Origin of the sequence: Streptomyces sp. NBC_00080, assembly GCF_045041255.1 — a bacterium.
Lineage (GTDB): Bacteria > Actinomycetota > Actinomycetes > Streptomycetales > Streptomycetaceae > Streptomyces > Streptomyces coriariae.
The window spans coordinates 8868888-8886433 of the sequence record NZ_CP108235.1 but is presented as its reverse complement, the minus strand read 5'-3'; the positions used below and the strand labels follow the sequence as shown (position 1 = coordinate 8886433).

Below are 17546 nucleotides of genomic sequence, written 5' to 3'. Positions count from 1 at the left end.
ACGGGGCATCACGTTGGACGTCGTTTTGCCGGACCGGCAACAGCAGTGGCGTGACCGGAGGACGATGGGCGACGGTGGGCCCGTGACCGACAACATCTCAGCAGGACCGCCCGCGCCCGACGCCCCCTCGCCTGCCGACGGATACGTCGGAGACCCCGCGGTGCGGGCGGAGTGGGACAACCGATACGCCGACCGGCAGCAGCTGTGGAGCGGCCGGCCCAACGGTGCGCTCGTGGCCGAGGTCGCCGGGCTCACACCCGGGCGGGTGCTCGACGTCGGCTGCGGGGAGGGCGCGGACGCCGTCTGGCTCGCGCGCACCGGCTGGGACGTGACCGCGCTCGAGGTCTCGGGTGTGGCGCTGGAGCGGGCCGCCGGGCACGCGCGGGACGCCGGCCTCACCGTTCGCTGGGTACACGCCGCGCTGACGGAAGCGGCACTCCCGCCGGCCTCCTTCGACCTCGTCTCCGCGCAGTACCCGGCCCTGCTGCGCACCCCCGACGCTGCGGCCGAGCGAGCGCTGCTCGCGGCGGTCGCGCCCGGCGGCGTGCTGCTGCTCGTACACCACGCGGGGATGGACACCCAGCAGGCGCACGACAGCGGCTTCGACCCGGCCGACTACGTCTGGCCTTCGATGGTCGCCGCTCTGTTCAAGGACGACTGGGAGGTGGAGGTGGACGAGCAGCGGCCACGGGTGACGCCAGACGGCGGCGCGGGCGCGCACCATACCGACGACCTGGTGCTCCGGGCGCGTCGACTGCGCTGAGGGCCCCGCCCAGGGGGGCACCGCGTTGCCAGGTCATCGTGTGCCCAGTACGGCCCGAACCTGGCACGCAGCCCTCACGCGCCTACGGTTGCGTCCCGACTCGGCCAACTACGCCGCCAGTTATGTCTGAAAACACCGGTAACTCCGGCACAACCATCCGAAGGCCCCGCCGGTCACATAAGGCAGGAGCAACCAACTCCTAAGCACTCAAGGGGGAAATATGCGCTTCACTCACTCCATACTGGGCGCCGCCGCACTGGCCGCTCTGTCGGTGGGGGCCACCACCGCCCTGGCGGCACCCGCCTCCGCCGCACCCAACACCACCCCGCAGAAGGTCTGCGGAAGCGGCTACAAGACCGTGAACTCCGCTGCCGTCGGCTCGCTGGGCACCGTCTACCTCGCCTACAACTCCACCAACGGCAACAACTGCGTCGTCACCATCCGCAACAACCCCGGCACCCGCGTGGACATGTCCGCCTGGATCTACGTCCCCGACACCAACGAAGGTGACGACGACTACGGGTCCTACACCTCGTACGCGGGACCCTCCTACGTCATCGGCAAGGGCCACTGCGTCGACTGGGGCGGCGGCATCGGCAACACCTACGTACAGGTGATCGGCTCCAACTGCGCCTCCCTCAAGGAGCACCGGACCACGTACACCCGGTGATCCACCCCTGCCCGACCGCCCGCCGCACCAGGTAGGCCAGAGGTCCCCGCGTTGCGCCTGACGGCCGGAACGACCGCCGACCGTCGGGCCCGACAACGCCGGGGCCGCGGGCTGAGGGCGGCGTGGTGCAGGACAGACAGAAGGCCGTAACCGTCCGGCCCGCCCTGGCGGATCCACCCGGCTCCGCCAGGGCTGTCGACGGCTCTCAGCCACGGCCCCTCCCCCCGGCAATTCCGCAGCCCGCGCCGGACGGCGCGGCTAGCGGGGCGCGTTGCCGTCGGTCTTGAACGGGCCGCCGTGGCCGGGCACGATCAGGTCCGCGGCGGTCAGCACCCGGAGCCGGGAGGCGCGCAACACGTCACGGTCGGGGGCTACCGGGTCGTCCGCCGGGCCCTCCGCGTGCCACCACAGGTCACCGGCGAAGGCGACCACGCCCGACTCCGTGCCCGCCAGCAGCGTGATGTCCTCGGCGCTGTGGCCCGGGGTGCGGATCAGCCGCAGCGACGGCGTGAGTTCGTAGCCCTCGGCATCCCGGTTTCTCCACTGATCGCCTAGGTACTCCACCTTGTGGTCGTGTACCCGGGCCCGTCCGAACAGGCCCACGTTCATCGTGTTGTCCGGGTGGTGATGGCTGAGTACCACGTCGGTGATGTCGTCGGGGCCGAGCCCCAACTCCTTGAGCGGAGCGAGGATTCGGTCGCGATTCGCCACCATGCCCGGGTCGAAGATCACATGCCGGTCGGCGTCGGAGATGTAGGAGACGGTGGCGGCGACTCCGGGGCCGGTGGAGCCGACGTATCCGGTGGTCAGGATCGTGTACACGGCGCTGCGGCCGAGCGGTGCGTCTGTCATGGCCTCAATCCTTCCGGGCAGGAGGGTCGTTCACGAGTGGCACTGTTGCCGGTGATCGCAGGATTAGTGCCACACTGACCGGGTGCCTCGTTTCACGACCGTCGCCGCGTACGCCCCGTCCGGAGTCGGCATGCTCGCCGTCGGCATCGTCACCGAGGTCTTCGGTCCGCACGGGGCGACGCTGCCGGGCTTCGACTTCGCCCTGTGCACGGACCGGCCCGGGCCGGTCCCCACCGACGTCGGCGTGCCGCTCACCATCACGCACGGCCTGGACAAGCTCGCCGCCGCCGATCTGGTGATCGCCCTGCCTTGGGCCGGTTTCCGCACACCGCCCGCACCGGACGTGCTCGACGCGCTGTCGGCCGCACATGAGCGCGGCGCACTGGTCGCGGCCCACTGCGTCGGCGCCTTCGCGCTCGCCGCCGCCGGGCTGCTCGACGGCCGGCGGGCCACCACGCACTGGCGGTTCGCCGAACTGCTCGCCCGCCGCCACCCGAACGTCACCGTCGAACCCGACGCCCTCTACATCGACGAAGGACCCGTCATCACCGGCGCGGGAGCCGCCGCGGGCTTCGATCTCTGCCTGCACCTGCTGAGGCGGGAGTACGGAGCCGCCATGGCCAACGCCGTTGCCCGGGACGTGGTGTTGCCCTCCCATCGCGACGGCGGGCAGGCGCAGTACCTGGCTGCTCCGCTCCCCGAGGACTGCCGCGACGAGCGTCTCACCCAGGTGCTCGCGTGGGCTCGCGAGAACCTCCACGAGCCGCTTCCCGTCGCGGAACTGGCCCGGCGTGCCGTGATGAGCAAACGCTCCTTCGCCCGCCGCTTCACCGCCGCGACCGGCACCACCCCGCACGCCTGGCTGCGGAGCCTGCGGCTGAGCCGCGCCGAGGAGTTCCTGGAGACCACGGACCTGTCGGTCGAGGAGATCGCCCGCCGCGTCGGATACGGAAGCGCGGCCGTCCTGCGCGAACAGTTCGTGCGCCGCCGGGGAGTGCCGCCCCGCTCCTACCGCCGCACCTTCACGAACACGCCGTGACGCGCAACGTCGGCCCGCCGGGCCGACGCCCGCCGGGAGGCCCGAGGGGTGCCGTACGACCGCATCGGGTTCCAGCCACACCGTCTGCCACAACCCGCAGTCGTCCATGCGGGTCGCGACGTCACGGCTCCGACGCGCTTCGGACGCCGGACACCTGCCCGGCATAGCGTTCACTTCCGAATCATTGCAACGAGTGCGAGGTGTTTGTTGCATTAACGCTAAAGCCATTGCAACGATTCCATCGCTATGAGCTGGCACTATGCAGAGTAAGTGCAATTAACTCGTTGCTCGCCAGGTGAATGCAACGTAGCGTTTCCGCAACGAGAAACAGCGCACCGACAGCCTTGCGAGTCGACAGGCGCGCGTTTCGCGAAGGGGCGATTCCAGGGGGACGGATCATGGAGACTGCACAGGGCCTACGGCAGGCGTCACCCGGCGCCATCGGTTCTTTCGCCCGCTTCGTACTCTGTGGCGGTGGAGTAGGGGTCGCTTCCAGCTTCGCCGTGGCGGCCCTGGCCTCCTGGATTCCCTGGATCCTGGCCAACGCCCTGATCACCGTGGCCTCCACGCTCCTCGCCACCGAGCTGCACGCCCGCTTCACCTTCGGTACCGGCGGGCGCGCGACCTGGCGCCAGCATGCGCAGTCGGCCGGATCCGCGGCAGCCGCCTATGCGGTGACCTGCGTGGCGATGCTCATCCTGCAGCAACTGGTGGCGGCGCCCGGCACGGTGCTCGAGCAGGCCGTCTACCTGTCCGCCTCCGCACTCGCCGGTGCCGCACGGTTCGCGGTGCTGCGCCTCGTCGTCTTCGCACGCAACCGCTCGCAGGCCGCGGCCACCGGACGCACCGCCCATCCCCTGCACGCGCCGGTGGTCCGCGCCACGGCCCCCATCGGTCAGGCGGTGCTCTGCCGCACCGCCTGACCGTTCCGCCGGGCGGCATGCCGGGCCGGGCCGGCGTGCTCCGCCGACCCGCACCGACGACACCGCCGCCCGGGTCTGGGAGGACCCGGGCGGCGGTGTCGAGCGGTCTGCGGTCGCAGAGTGAACCGGTCGGAGGGTGAACTCAGGGTGTGGACCGACCGGTCAGGGTGTGGACCGACCGCTCAAGGCGTGAGCTGCCAGCGCTGGATGTAGCCCACGTCGATCGACGCGCGGTCCTGGACCCTCAGCTTCCAGGTGCCGGTGAGCGGCTGGGCCGAGGCGTCGACGGTGAAGGTCTGGTCGACGTTGTCGGCGGAGCCGCCGGTGCGGTTGAGGAGCGAGTAGACGGTGCCGTCGGGGCCGACGAGGTCGACGGTCAGGTCACCACGGTAGGTGTGGACGATGTTGACGTAGACCGAGGTGGTGGCCGAGGCGTTGCCGTCGCGGCCCGCGATGGTGATCGGGGACTCCACCGCGGCACCGTTGTCGGGGATGTCGACGCGGGTGGCCGTGGCGTAGATGTACGCGATCCGCCAGGCGAAGGTGTCCGTGACGGACGCGCCCGTACTGTCGGTGACCGTGAGGGCGACGTCGCTGCTGCCGAGAGTGGTCGGCGTCCCGGAGATCAGGCCGTTCGCGCCGAGGGTCAGGCCGTCGGGCAGGCCGGTGGCCTCATAGGTCAGACCCGCACCGGTGTTGGTGGTGTAGGCGTCCACCTGAAGGCTGACCGCCTGGCCGACGCCGCTGGTCTGGTCGGCGATCGGGGCGACGTTGACGCCGAGGGCTATGCGGCTGCCGACGTTGATGGCGGCCCAGGCGTCGGCGACGGCGAGGTAGGTGGGGCTGTACGCGCCGAACAGGTCGGCCGACGCCTGGAGGGTGGCGGTGCGGGCGCCCGCGTAGTTGGTGGACGAGGTCATGTACGTCGTCAGCGCCCGGTACCAGATGGCGGCGGCGTTCTCGATGCCGATGCCGGTGACGGCCTGACCGTCGTAGGTCGGACTGTCATAGGCGACGCCGTTGACGGTCTTGGCGCCGCTGCCCTCGGAGAGCAGGTAGAAGAAGTGGTTCGCGGGGCCCGACGAGTAGTGGACGTCGACGCTGCCCAGGGTGGAGCTCCAACTGTCGCGGGAGGAACCGTCCTTGGAGGGCTTGTCCATGTAACGCAGCGGGGTGCCGTTGCCGTTGATGTCGATCTTCTCGCCGACGAGGTAGTCGCCGGGGTCGGCGGCCAGGTTCGAGTGGAACTCGACGGCCGCGGCGAAGATGTCGGAGGTCGCCTCGTTGAGACCGCCGGACTCACCCGAGTAGGTCAGGTTGGCGGTGGCGGCGGTGACACCGTGACTCATCTCGTGGGCGGCCACGTCGAGGGAGGTCAGCGGGTGCGTGTTGCCGGAGCCGTCGCCGTAGGTCATGCAGAAGCAGCTGTCCTGCCAGAAGGCGTTGACGTAGTTGCTGCCGTAGTGGGCCCGGCTGTAGGCGGCGACGCCGTCGTTGCGGATGCCGTTGCGGCCGTAGACGTCCTTGTAGTAGTCCCAGGTGGCGGCGGCACCGAAGGCCACGTCGACACCGGCGGTCTGGCGGTTGGACGGCAGGCCGGTGCCCCAGACATCGTTGTCGTCCGTGAAGAGGGTGCCGGTTCCGGAGGTGCCCTGGTTCAGGTCGTACGTCTTGTGCCCGGCGCGGTCGCCGTCGGTGAGCTGATACGTCGATCCCGACAGCGTGCTGCCGACGGGAACCGTGCCGACGTACTGGCCGGTGCCGGTGCCGGTGTGCACCTTCTCGGCGGCGAGGATCTCCTTGCCCGTGGTCGCGTCGGTGACCACCTGGAGTTCGCTGGGCGTGCCGTCCTGCTGGACGCCTTCGACGACCGTCTCCCAGGCCAGGACGGGCTTGGCGGCGCCGGCCCAGACGACGAGACGGGGCGCGCGCTCGGTCGCGGTGCCGGTGACGTCGGCGCTCTTCGCGGCCGCGAGAGCCTTGCCGGTGGCGTTGGTCGCGGAGAGCTTCGGGCTGAGGGACGGCAGCGCGAGCGTGGCTCCGCTCGCCTTGGACACGGTGGTCCGGCCGCTCTTGAGGTGGACGACCAGGTCGCCGCCGAGGACGGGCAGTCCGGCGTAGGTGCGCTCGTAGCGGGTGTGGGTGGTGCCGTCGGCGTCCTGGACGACGTCCCTGACGACGAGCTTCTCCTGCGCGCCGAGGGCGAGCCGCTGGGCCGTGGCGCCGGCCGTGGTCTGCGCGCTCTTGATCAGCGAGGCACGGCGGGCCGGAGACAGGGTGGTCGCCGCCGCACCGGCGCGAGGCGTGGCGGTGATCTCGGCGGGGCCGGGGTCGGCGGGCGCCGCGCCGGCGGCACCGGCGGGGGCTCCCAGGGCCAGCAGGGCCCCGATGGTCGTCAGGGCGAGGGCGGTGGCGCGTCTGCGCCGGAGGGTGGGGTGGTGTCGCCGGGGCAACGGGTTCTCCTTCTGTGCGACGGTCGGCCCGTGGTGGGGGCCGAGGTGGGGCGGACCGACGGGATGGGGCCGGTCCGGAGCGCTGCACGGCAGGCGGGTGGAAGGAGGTGGGGGGGGGTGGGATGCCCCGCATGATGCGGGTGTGAAGGAATGGTGAACTTCGGCAGCAGCGTGGCACTGCGTGCACAGGTTTGTCATGGGAATGCCAAAACAACGGCTGGAAATGACCATGTCCTGCTGGGGATCCGCCCTGCTCGGCGCACATTTTCAGCCGCGAGAGCGACCCCCGTTCCCGAATGGGTGAATGCGGGCACCCCCACGGCGTGTCGCGGCACTCCGGGCAGCACTCTGCGAGTTCAGGCGGCGACGGGAGTCGGCGGGAGACAGGGGGCTCGGTGGAAGGGCAGCGGCGAGAGCCGGTTTCGTTACGGGAGCGGATGCGCTACCGGTTCGACAACACACTGGCCCGCAGCACCGGCAGGCTGGTCGGATGGCTGGCCGTGACCTGCCTGGGCATCGTCGTCCCGGCGAGTGCGCTGCTGGTGTGGACGGACCCGTCCTCGCCCCGGTCGCTGTCGGGCCGGCTGACCGCGGTGTGGCGGGTGAGCGCGGAGACCCTGCGGCTGGGCGCGGTGACCGGCGCACCGCTGCGGATGCTGCTGTCCGTGCTGCTGGGCCTGATGGCCCTGCTGTACGTGTCGACCCTGATCGGCGTGATCACCACCGGCCTCACCGACCGCCTCACCGAACTGCGCCGAGGCCGCTCCACCGTGGTGGAGACCGGCCACTCGGTGGTGCTCGGCTGGTCGGAGCAGGTGTTCACGGTGGTCGGCGAGCTGGTCGCGGCACGCGCCGATCAGCGCTGGAGCGCGGTCGTGGTGCTCGCCGACCGGGACAAGACGGAGATGGAGGAGGCGCTGGCGGCCGTGCTCGGACCCACCGGGACCACACGGCTGATCTGCCGCAGCGGCTCCACGGCCGACCCCGACGCGCTCGGGCTGGTCAGTCCCGGGTCGGCGCACGCGGTGCTCGTGCTGCCCGGCACGGAAGCCGCCGGGGACGCCGAGACGGTACGGACCCTGCTGGCCCTGCGCGCCGTCCTCGGGGAACACGCGGGCCCGCCCGTCGTCGCCTGCGTACGGGACGAGCGGTACCGGACCGCGGCCCGGCTCGCCGCGGGTCCGCGGGGCATCGTGCTGGAGTCCGACCGGACGGCGGCCGGACTGATCGCGCACTCCGCGCTCCACCCGGGTCTGACGCCCGTGCTGCGGGAGCTTCTCGATTTCGCCGGCGACGAGTTCTACCTCGCCGCCGCTCCCGAGCTCGTGGGACGTCGTTTCGGCGATGTCCTGCTCGACTGCGCGACGGCCGCGGTGGCCGGGCTGGTACGGGCCGACGGCACTCCCCTGCTCAGCCCGCCGCCGGAGACCGTCCTCGGGCCGGGAGACCGGCTCGTGGTCGTGGCGCCGGACGAGGACAGCGCGCGGTGGGAGGACGGCCGTGACCTCGTGGAGTCCTCGGTCCTGGCCGGGCACGGTGCCGGCCCGGTCGAACCGTCGCGTCTCCTGCTGCTGGGCTGGAACCGTCGGGCGCCCCACCTGGTCGACCAGCTGCGCCGCTGCGCTCGGCCGGGCTCGGTCCTGCACGTCGTCACCGACCCGACGGAGCAGGCGCCACCGGCACCGCCGCTGCCGGAACCACGCAGGGAAGCCTCGCTCGTCGACGGGCTCACCGTGACCTGCGCAACCGCCGATCCGACCGACCCCTCGTCCCTGCGCGGACTCGACCCGGGCTCCTTCGACCGGATCATCGTGCTCGGGCCGGACACCGGCGACGACGCCGACCGGCGGGATCACCGCACGCTGGTCGTCCTGCTGATCCTGCGATCGCTGGCGCAGGAGACCGGGCACACCGTGCCGGTGATCGCGGAGCTCGCCGACGAACGCAACCGGGCCCTGGCCCCGCTCGGACGGGGCTCCGAGGCGGTCGTCGGCGGACAGCTGACGGGGCTGCTCATGGCACAGGTCTCGCAGAACGGGCACCTGGCCGGGGTGTTCGAGGAACTGTTCGCCGCCGGCGGCAGCGCGCTGCGGCTGCGTCCGGCACCTCACTATGTGCTTGCGGACCGTCCCGCCTCCTTCGCCACGGTCGTGGCCGCGGCGCGCGACCGGGGCGAGTGCGCGATCGGCTACCGCTGTCACGACACCGCCGCCGCACCCGCCGGCCACAGGGTCCGGCTCAATCCCGCCAAGGCCGGCAGACGGGTCTGGAGCCGCACGGACGAGATCGTCGTGGTCGTACGGGACGGCGCCGAGGGTGGCGCCGTTGAGGCCGGTGGGGCGGAAGGAAGCCAGGCGGCGCGAGTGGACGCCTCCTAGCGCGTCCACCCGGGGGCGTCGCCACGCCTCGCGGGTCCGGGCCGTTCGAGTGGTCCCCTTCCGCTCACCGTCGTAGCGTCGGTAGAGAACTTCATCCGGGCGCGGACACAGACGGCTCCCGGTTCGTCGGGCGGGAGCGGACATGCGACACACGACGAGAACAGCGGTCATGCTCTGTGCGGCGCTGGGCCTCACGGCAGCCGTCGGCTCGGCCTCGGCCGTGCCGGGCGCGTCGCCGCCCACGGCGCGCGCGGCCGCGGTCCGGCAGGCCACGCCGCCCGTTTTGGTCGACTGCCTCTGGCACGCCAAGGTACGGCCCGGCGACTTCATCCTCGCGTGCGGCGACGGCAACAGCCGTCTGGTCTCGCTGCACTGGGACAGCTGGGGCTCGAACTCGGCGCGGGCCACCGGGGTCAACGTCGTCAACGACTGCGATCCGTACTGCGCGGCGGGCGCCTTCCACCCGTACGCCGTCGTCGTGAAGCTGGACCGGCCGCAGCCGTGGAAGAAGAACCCGCAGGTGCGGCACTACAGCCGGATCACCCTCACCTACCTCGGGGACAGGCCGGAGCAGTTCGGGCGCGTGGTGACGTACCCGCTCTGGAACTGAGCGCGACGCGCGCCCCTGCGTCCCGACGTCCCGTGTCGACGCCCGTGTGTCCCACCCGCCTGTCATGATCGAGGCATGACACGGATACGGCCACGGCGACGGCTCGGCGCCCCGGTTCTGCTCGCCCTGCTCGTCCTCACCGCCGGATGCGCCGATCCGTCGAGCGACCCCCGGGCGGCCGGCTCGGCCGCTTCCTCGCCCGCCGCCTCGGCGAAGGGCTTCTGCCCGCCGCCCGAGGACACGCTGGCGTCACCGTCTCCGTGCATCAGCTACGGCTGGGACCAGCGGGTCGCCGAGAACCACGCCTACCGCGAGGCCCAGCCCATCACCGCCGGGCAGCGGCAGGAAGCGCAACCCCGGGCGACGGCACTGGCCGCCGCGCTCCAGGAACTCGCGGCCGAGGGGACCACCCTGGACGGGCTGCGGACGGCCGCCGCCGAGGCGCTCGGCCTTCAGGCGCGGCAGATCGAGGTGCAGGGCGACTTCCTGGTCCCCCTGCACGACATGCTCGTAGGGGGCGGCGAGGGGCGGGTGTGCGTCAACGGGACCGTCGACAGCAGCGGTCACGCGACGGCGGAGGTCGTCGGGCGCACCGTCGAGGGAACGTGTCTGCCCGGGCGGGGCGGGCACTGACGCGCGGCGGCCCGGCGCCCGTCAGTCCATCAGGCCCGCCGCGACCGTCGCGCCCAGTTCCCAGCAGGCCGCCACGTCCGCCTTGTCGGGTTCCCCGGTGGCGGTGACCGGCTCGGCCGCGCGTCGCCAGCCCAGGCCCGTGGTGATGGTCTCGATGCCGCGCACCGCGCCGGTGACGTCGTTGCCGCCGTGCACGTAGTAGCCGAAGGGCCGTCCGCGGGTGCCGTCGAGGCAGGGGTAGTAGACCTGGTCGAAGAAGTGCTTGAGCGCACCGGACATGTAGCCGAGGTTGGCCGGCGTGCCCAGCAGGTAGGCGTCGGCGGCCAGGACGTCGGAGGCGGTCGCGGCGAGGGCGGCCCGGCGTTCGACGCGGACGCCCTCGATCTCCGGCGCCGTCGCGCCCGAGACGACCGCTTCGAACAGCGCCTGGCAGTTGGGCGAGGGGGTGTGATGGACGATCAGCAAAGTGGCCACGGTTCGGAACCCTGCCCGCTCCCCCGGCCCGGCCGCAAGCGACGCCACGGCCGGACAGGGGCCGGGGCCCGTACCTGCCGCGCGTCGGCGCTCCCGTCGGCCCTCACCCCGGATCGGGCATCGGAGTGACGGTCTCGGGTGTGCCGTCCGGGAAGCGGACCTCCAGGGTGCCGTCGGAGACGAGGACCGCGCCCGCTCCGGTCCGTACGTCCGCCGCCACGAGCGGGTCGGCGGTGAGGACCACCAGTGTCGCCAGCAGCTGCGCGCCACCCGCGTGCGGTGCGGTGAGGACCGGGACGGCCGAGTGGTCGCCGTAGGCGTTGTGGCCCCGGGCCCGGGTCACCTCGGCGGTGCCGTCGTCCCAGCCGAACAGGCCGACGAGGGCCGAGGTGAGACCGTCGGCGCGGCGGGCCACCGCCCAGCCCTCACCCGTCAGCGCGAGGGGCGGGACGTCGTCGCAGGCCACCGCCCAGCCGCCGACCCGTACGGGCGTGCCGGCGGGGGCCTCGACGCGGTGCACGCGGATCTCCCACGGCCCGCGCACCACGCTCGCGGTGGTGATGCGCAGGCGCTCGTCCCCGGGGCCGAGCGGGGTGTGCCAGGACGCCGCGCGCCGGCCCCGCGCGTACAGCGGGTGGATGCGTCCGCGACGGGACGGGCCCGTGGGGGCCAGCAGGGCGATGCGGTTGTCAGGGCCGGCCGGCCGACCGGGGGGCGGGGTCTCGGGTGCCGTCGCGGTGGAGTAGGCGAAGCCCGTGTAGTGCGGGCTGTCGTCGGACGCGGCGGGAGGCGGCGGGAGCCGGTCGGTGCCGTGGTTGACCAGGCGGACGATCCCGTCGGCGGCCGTGGAGTGCAGCAGCCAGCCCGGCGCGGGCAGGGCCAGTTGCCGGTCGGCGGTGTCGACGGGGCCCGCTTCCTCGGATGCCGTCCACACCGGGTGGTCGGCGGGCAGCAGCAGACCGAGGAAGGCCTTGCTCGCCCAGTACGGGGAGGCCGGGCCCGAGTACGGCTGGGTGACGGGCAGGTGGGGCCGGTACCAGCCGAGGCTCAACAATCCCTTCTCATCGGGCACTTGGCGGTCGGTGAAGTGCTTCAAAGCACCCGAGGCGAGGCGTCGGGTACGGCCGGGGGGCAGTGGGGTGGCGTCGGCGAGGGCACCCGCCCAGAGCGGGGCGGCGGTGGCGTAGCGGTAGATGAGGGAGCGGCCCTGGTGGACGGGGGCCCCGTCGGAGCCGAAGAAGTACTGGTGGCTGTCGAGGAACTCGCGCAGGCGGGCGCGGTGCGTGGCGACGCGGGCGGGATCCGCGCGCTGGCCGGCGACGCGGGCCCACAGGACGGGGTAGAGGTGCAGGGCCCAGGCGTTGTAGTAGTCGAACTTGCGGCCGTCGCCGTCGGTGTACCAGCCGTCGCCCCGGTACCAGTCGTCGAGGCGGTCCAGTCCCCCGTCGATCTCGGCACGGTCGTACGGCCCGCCGACGGAGGCGAGGAACTCCTCGGTGATGACCTGGAACAGCCGCCAGTTGGAGTCGTTGGCGGTGGCGCCGACGAAGCCGCTCAGCCAGGCGACCGCCATCTCCCTCGTCCTGTCGGGCAGTCGGTCCCAGATCCAGGGGCGGGTCTCGTGCAGGGCGAGGGCGACGGAGGCGGCCTCGACCATGGGCTGGCTCCGGTCGGTGATGGGCGGCCAGTGCTCCGGATGGCGGGGGTCGACGCCGGCGGTGAGACCGGTCGCGTAGCGCTCGATCAGTGTGGGGCCGACGTCTCCGCCCGAGCCCGCGATCCGGAAGGCGGCCAGCAGGAACGAACGGGCGTACCCCTCCAGGCCGTCCGACCAGGCACCGGAGTGGCCGGTGCGGCCGGGCAGCCGGTACTGGGCGAGGCCGGGACCCGCGTACGGGCGGAGCGCGGCGAGCAGCCGGTCGGCGGTGGCCTCCCAGTGGGCCCGGGTGTAGCCGGTGTACGGGGACAGAGTGGGGTCGGGGGGCGGCAGACGGCCGGCGTCGGCCGACAGGTGCGGCGCGGTCATACGGGGACGGTTCCTTAGGTCGGTCGGTGGGCGCGCCCGGGTGGAGGCGCGGCGACGCTGTCGCGTACGACGATGTGGGTGCCGAGCAGATGGTGGGTGGCGGCGGCCTGTTCGGGGTCCCGCAGGGCGATGCGCACGGCGGCGCGGCCGAGTTCCTCGGCGGGCGTGCGCACGGTGGTGAGGGGTGGGTGGAAGTCCTCGGCGAGCGGGATGTCGTTGTAGCCGACGACGGAGATGTCGTCGGGGACCCGCAGTCCGGCCTCGGCGATGGCGCGCAGCGCGCCGGCCGCGACCATGTCGTCCCCGGCGAAGACGGCCGTGAACTCGGCTCGCTCCTTGAGGAGTTCGGTCATCGCGCGGAGCCCGGCGGCCCGGCCCAGCCCGCAGTCGACGACCTGGGCGGCCTCCGGCGGGAGGCCGTGCCCGGCGAGGGCCGCGCGGTAGCCGCGCACCCGGGCGTCCAGGGCGGTGTTGCCGGGCAGTCCGCCGAGGAAGACGATCCTGCGGTGGCCGGCCGAGAGCAGGTGCCCGGTGATGGCGCGCGCCCCGGCCTCGTTGTCGAACTCGACGACGAGCGCGGGGATGGCGGGGTCGGGGGCGGGCCGGCCGCACAGCACCAGGCGGGCCCCGGCGGAGGCGAGGGCCTGCGCGTAGTGTGCGACGCGCTCACGGTAGGCGTCGTCCTCGACGACCCCGCCGACCAGGATGACCAGCCGGGCGCCCTCCTCCCGCATGAGCTGCACGAACTCCAGCTCGCGCTGCGGGTCCCCGCCGGTGGTCCCGACGAGGCAGAGCCAGCCGTGGGTGGCGGCCTCCGCCTCGACGCCCTCGGCGACCTGGGCGTAGAACGGGCTGGTGACCTGGCGCAGGACGACGGCGACCGTCTTGCGGCCGCCGCCGACGAGGGCCCGGGCGTGGGCGTTCGCGACGTAGTCGAGGGCGCGGGCGGCGCGCAGCACCCGGGTGCGGGTGGCCTGCGGGACCGGGTAGTTGCCGCTGAGCACGCGGGAGACCGTGGCCACGGACACGCCCGCGCGTTCGGCCACCTCGCGGATGGTCACCCGTCCCTGTGCCGTCATGTCGTACCCCGTTCCCCTCGCCCGTGTCCGTTGCGCCGCTGCCGCCGACTCAGGTGTTGGCGTCGTACTCCTCGGCGTACTCCGCGGCCATTCTGTCGCCGCCCCGGGAGCGCCATGTGCGCACCGCCTCGTCGTACTCCGACATCGGGGCGCGGCCAGCGACGACGGCGGTGACCGTGTCGTCCATCAGGGCCTTGAGCGTGGCGCCCTGGGAGGTGTCGGTCGGGGACTTCAGGCCGAAGGAGGCGTTGCGGATCGCGACCGGTACGACCGTCCGCTGCCAGGTGTGCAGGGCGCGTACGGCGTCGGGCAGGCCCGGCAGGAACAGCACCTGAGGACCCTCGGCCAGGTAGCGGAACGGCAGGTTGGAGACGTTCTCCACCTCGCCGAGCTTCGTCGCCCGCGGGGAGCCGTCTGTGCCCCGGGTGAAGTGGACGCCTTCCAGGCCGTAGTGGACGAGTTCCCATTCCTTCGTGCCGAACGGCGCTGCCAGGTGGTCGAGCAGGCGCAGCAGCATCCGGACGCGTTCCTTCCCGGCCTTCTTGAGGATCGTGTAGCCGAAGGAGCGGCGGGCGGCGACGATGCCGCCCGGGGTGCCGTCGACGCTGTACGGCAGGGCCGGCGCCGGGGTCAGCAGTCCCTCGGCGTCGGGGTAGCGGGTCTGGTAGGCGCCGAAGCCGTCCTGGAGGGCGGCGACGGTGCCGTTGAGGAAGAGGGTGCCGAGGTCCACCTGCGACATCGAGGTGGCGTCGGGATGGTAGGACCCGTTCTTGCGCAGCTGGGCCTGGAAGGCGACGGCGGCCCTGTGACGGTCGTCGCCGTAGTGGGGGCGGAAGGTGCCGTTCCTGTCGACGGCCCAGCCGTTCGGGGCGTGGTGGGCGGCGGCGTGCACGGCGTTGCCGAAGAGGGAGCCCACGGAGGCGCCGAGGGCGTACCGCTTGCCGTGGGTGGCCCTGCGGGCGACGGCGGCGAAGTCCGTGGAGGCCCAGCCGCCTCGCATGCCGGCCTCGGTGAACAGGCCCTGGTTGAGCCAGAGGGTCGAGCCGGGCAGCGGGCGTTCGAGAGGGATGCCGTAGAGCCGTCCGCCGATGCGGCCCATGTCGCGCCAGGCGTGGGTGGGGATGCCCGCCAGGTTGGGGTAGTCCCGGACCGCCGCGCCGGAGAGATACGGCGTGAGGTCCTCGGCCCTGCGCTGTACGAACTGGGCCTCGCGCGGCAGGGTGACGTTGGTGAAGACGTTGATGATGTCGGGCAGTGAGTCGGGGTCGCCGGCCATGACGGTGGCCATCTTCTTCTGGTAGTCGGCCTGCGGGACCACCGTGAACTCGATCGTGACGCCGAGGGCCTTCTCGACGGCCCGCCAGTACTGGTTCTGGTCCGCCGCCTTGGGCGGGGTGCCGAAGGTGACGGTCAGGACCTTCACGGTGGAGCCGTCGCCGGGGGTACGGGCGACCGAGGTGACGAGGGAGGGGGGGGTAGGACGTGAAGCCCGCCTGGACGCCCGCCTCGGTGGGCGCGAGGTCGGGCCGGGGGCCGGCGGGAGCGGCGTAGGCGGGCCAGGGGGCGAGTTCCTTTCCCGCGTTGGAGACGCCCTTGTCGTCCGAGCCCGTGGCGGAACAGGCGGTGAGCAGACCGGGGACGGCGACGGCGGCGCCGCCCGAGGCCACGGATCGCAGCAGCGTGCGTCGGGACATGCCGGACATGACGAATGACCTTTCTGCGGGGCGAGGTGCGGGTCGGCTCTTGAGGTGGGGGGTCGGTTCTGCGGTGGGGGGGTCGGTTCACGAAGAGCGGGGTCAGCTCTTGACGGCGCCGGTGAGCACGCCCTTGGTGAAGTACTTCTGGAGGAAGGGATAGACGAGCAGGATCGGCACGGTGGCGATCACCAGCACGGCCATCTGGATCGTCTGCGGCGCGTTGACCGTGGCCTCGCCGGTGGTGGTGTCGGTGAGGCCGGAGCCGGCCACGACATAGGTGCGCAGCACCTGTTGCACCGGCCAGTGGTCGCTCTCGAGGTACAGCGAGGAGTAGAACCAGGAATTCCAGTACGCCACCGCGTAGAACAGTCCGACCACGGCGAGTGCCGCCTTCGACAGCGGCAGCACGATGGACCACAGGGCTCGCCAGTCCCCGGCGCCGTCGAGGCGGGCCGCCTCGTACAGTTCCTCGGGGATGCCCTGGAAGAACCCGCGCAGCACGACCAGGTTGAACACGTTGACCAGTACCGGCAGGACCAGGGAGCCGTAACTGCCCAGCAGGTCCAGCTCCTTGACCAGCAGGAAGCCCGGGATCATGCCCGGCGGGAAGAGGAAGGTGAAAAGGATCAGCAGCAGGACCGGGCGGCCGCCGAACACACCGGGGCGGGAGAGGGCGTAGGCGAGGGTGACCGTGCAGAGAAGGCTCAGCGCGGTGCCGACGAGCGTGACGCCGGCGCTGACGGCGAGGGCGTGGGTGACGATGCCGCCGTCGAGGATGTCCCGGTACGCCTCCAGGGTGGGGTGCTCGGGCCACAGCACCCAGCCGCCGTTCGCCACGACCTCGCGCGGGGCGGCGAGCGAGGTCGACACGATGACGAGGAAGGGCACGCAGACCAGGAGGACGACCGCGGCGAGGGCGACGGCCTTCGCGGCCTGGGTGACGGGCCGCGGCTTCTCCATCCAGCCGGGGCGGACGTGGGCGCTCACCGGTAGACCCCCTGTTCGCCCAGACGGTGGGCGACCCGGTTGGCCGCGTACACGAGCAGGGCGCCGACCAGGCCCTTGAACAGGCCAGCGGCGGCGGCGAACCCGTAGTCGCCGCCGACGATGCCCCGGTAGTAGACGAAGGTGTCGATGACCTCGGCCGCCTGCGGGCCGACGGCGTCGCGCTGGAGCAGCATCTGCTCGAAGCCGACGGAGAGGATGTCGCCGAGCCGCATGATGAGCAGCAGCACGATCACCGGCCGGATCGCCGGCAGGGTGATGTGCCAGAAGCGCCGCCAGGGCCCGGCGCCGTCGATCGCGGCGGCCTCGTAACTCTGCTCGTCGACCTGGGAGAGCGCGGCGAGGAAGACGATCGTGCCCCAGCCGGCGTCCTTCCAGATCACCTGCGCGACGACGAGCGGGCGGAAGGCGTCGGGGTTGCCGACGATGTCGACGGTGTGCAGGCCCGCGTCGCCGAGGTAGCCGTTCACCATGCCCGTGTCGCCCAGGACCTGTTGGAACAGGGCGACGACGATCACCCATGACACGAAGTGCGGCAGATAGGCCACGGACTGCACGAAACGGCGGACCGTGCTCCAGGTGAGGGTGTGCAGGAGCAGCGCGAGGCCGAGCGGGACGGGGAAGTAGAAGACGAGTTGCAGGACCGCGATCCAGAGGGTGTTGAGTACCGCGTCCCAGAATTCGGCGTCCTCGAACATCCGCCGGAAGTTGCCGAGGCCGACCCATGGGCTGCCCCAGAGCCCGTCGAACGGCACGTACTCCTTGAAGGCGATGACGTTGCCGGCGAGCGCGCCGTAGTGGAACACGAGGAAGTAGGCGAGCCCGGGCAACATGAGCAGGAACAGCGTCCTGCCATGTGCTCTCTGAAAACGTTTCCACTCTTTACGGCGCCGAGACGGGCGACGGGATGCGCTGTTCTCTTCCGACTTACTGGGGTTCTCGCG

At 72.2% G+C, this 17546-nt stretch carries 15 protein-coding genes; 7 read left to right on the top strand and 8 right to left on the bottom strand.

Going from position 1 to position 17546, the window contains the following annotated elements:
• Window positions 1-82: 82 nt before the first annotated feature.
• Together OHU34_RS39720 and OHU34_RS39715 are read left to right on the top strand one after the other, a co-directional pair.
• Window positions 83-763: a class I SAM-dependent methyltransferase gene (locus OHU34_RS39720; RefSeq protein ID WP_405771088.1), complete on the top strand. Its 681-nt coding sequence runs from the start codon at window positions 83-85 to the stop codon at window positions 761-763.
• A gap of 220 nt (window positions 764-983) precedes the next feature.
• Window positions 984-1433 carry a hypothetical protein gene (locus OHU34_RS39715; RefSeq protein WP_020127108.1) on the top strand — a complete coding sequence of 150 codons (450 nt, stop codon included), beginning with the start codon at window positions 984-986 and terminating at the stop codon, window positions 1431-1433.
• A 258-nt stretch (window positions 1434-1691) separates the two neighbouring features.
• Here the strand turns inward: OHU34_RS39715 and OHU34_RS39710 are convergent, their stop codons facing one another.
• Entirely contained in the window at window positions 1692-2285 is a 594-nt protein-coding gene (locus OHU34_RS39710) for an MBL fold metallo-hydrolase (RefSeq protein WP_142268617.1), read from the bottom strand.
• A 130-nt stretch (window positions 2286-2415) separates the two neighbouring features.
• On the opposite strand from OHU34_RS39710, the gene OHU34_RS39705 reads away from it, so the two are divergent.
• Together OHU34_RS39705 and OHU34_RS39700 are read left to right on the top strand one after the other, a co-directional pair.
• Window positions 2416-3324: a GlxA family transcriptional regulator gene (locus OHU34_RS39705; protein ID WP_405772516.1), complete on the top strand. Its 909-nt coding sequence runs from the start codon at window positions 2416-2418 to the stop codon at window positions 3322-3324.
• 398 nt (window positions 3325-3722) lie between these two features.
• Entirely contained in the window at window positions 3723-4247 is a 525-nt protein-coding gene (locus OHU34_RS39700) for a hypothetical protein (protein WP_405771085.1), read from the top strand.
• A gap of 182 nt (window positions 4248-4429) precedes the next feature.
• Here the strand turns inward: OHU34_RS39700 and OHU34_RS39695 are convergent, their stop codons facing one another.
• Entirely contained in the window at window positions 4430-6700 is a 2271-nt protein-coding gene (locus tag OHU34_RS39695; RefSeq protein WP_230193659.1) for a M4 family metallopeptidase, read from the bottom strand.
• A gap of 437 nt (window positions 6701-7137) precedes the next feature.
• On the opposite strand from OHU34_RS39695, the gene OHU34_RS39690 reads away from it, so the two are divergent.
• The 3 genes from OHU34_RS39690 (at window position 7138) to OHU34_RS39680 (ending at window position 10321) form a co-directional block, all read left to right on the top strand.
• Window positions 7138-9078: a CASTOR/POLLUX-related putative ion channel gene (locus OHU34_RS39690; protein ID WP_142268621.1), complete on the top strand. Its 1941-nt coding sequence runs from the start codon at window positions 7138-7140 to the stop codon at window positions 9076-9078.
• Between the two features lie 142 nt (window positions 9079-9220).
• Window positions 9221-9688 carry a hypothetical protein gene (locus tag OHU34_RS39685; RefSeq protein ID WP_142268622.1) on the top strand — a complete coding sequence of 156 codons (468 nt, stop codon included), beginning with the start codon at window positions 9221-9223 and terminating at the stop codon, window positions 9686-9688.
• 75 nt (window positions 9689-9763) lie between these two features.
• Window positions 9764-10321: a precorrin-3B C(17)-methyltransferase gene (locus OHU34_RS39680; protein ID WP_142268623.1), complete on the top strand. Its 558-nt coding sequence runs from the start codon at window positions 9764-9766 to the stop codon at window positions 10319-10321.
• A gap of 21 nt (window positions 10322-10342) precedes the next feature.
• Here the strand turns inward: OHU34_RS39680 and OHU34_RS39675 are convergent, their stop codons facing one another.
• From OHU34_RS39675 to OHU34_RS39650, 6 genes are all read right to left on the bottom strand, one after another.
• Window positions 10343-10795, bottom strand: a complete 453-nt coding sequence (locus OHU34_RS39675) for a flavodoxin family protein (RefSeq protein ID WP_142268624.1) — start codon at window positions 10793-10795, stop codon at window positions 10343-10345.
• A gap of 103 nt (window positions 10796-10898) precedes the next feature.
• The gene (locus OHU34_RS39670) at window positions 10899-12821 is read right to left on the bottom strand and encodes a DUF2264 domain-containing protein (protein WP_230193661.1); all 1923 of its coding nucleotides are present in this window, start codon (window positions 12819-12821) and stop codon (window positions 10899-10901) included.
• A 14-nt stretch (window positions 12822-12835) separates the two neighbouring features.
• Window positions 12836-13900 (bottom strand): LacI family DNA-binding transcriptional regulator, encoded by a 1065-nt coding sequence (locus tag OHU34_RS39665; protein ID WP_142268626.1) that lies wholly within the window; start codon window positions 13898-13900, stop codon window positions 12836-12838.
• A gap of 49 nt (window positions 13901-13949) precedes the next feature.
• The gene (locus tag OHU34_RS39660; protein WP_405771079.1) at window positions 13950-15323 is read right to left on the bottom strand and encodes an extracellular solute-binding protein; all 1374 of its coding nucleotides are present in this window, start codon (window positions 15321-15323) and stop codon (window positions 13950-13952) included.
• Between the two features lie 373 nt (window positions 15324-15696).
• Entirely contained in the window at window positions 15697-16584 is an 888-nt protein-coding gene (locus OHU34_RS39655) for a carbohydrate ABC transporter permease (protein WP_142268628.1), read from the bottom strand.
• Window positions 16581-17435, bottom strand: coding sequence for a sugar ABC transporter permease (locus tag OHU34_RS39650; RefSeq protein WP_142268629.1), 855 nt, complete (start codon window positions 17433-17435; stop codon window positions 16581-16583). The genes OHU34_RS39655 and OHU34_RS39650 overlap by 4 nt, the downstream gene beginning before the upstream one ends.
• Window positions 17436-17546: the final 111 nt, after the last annotated feature.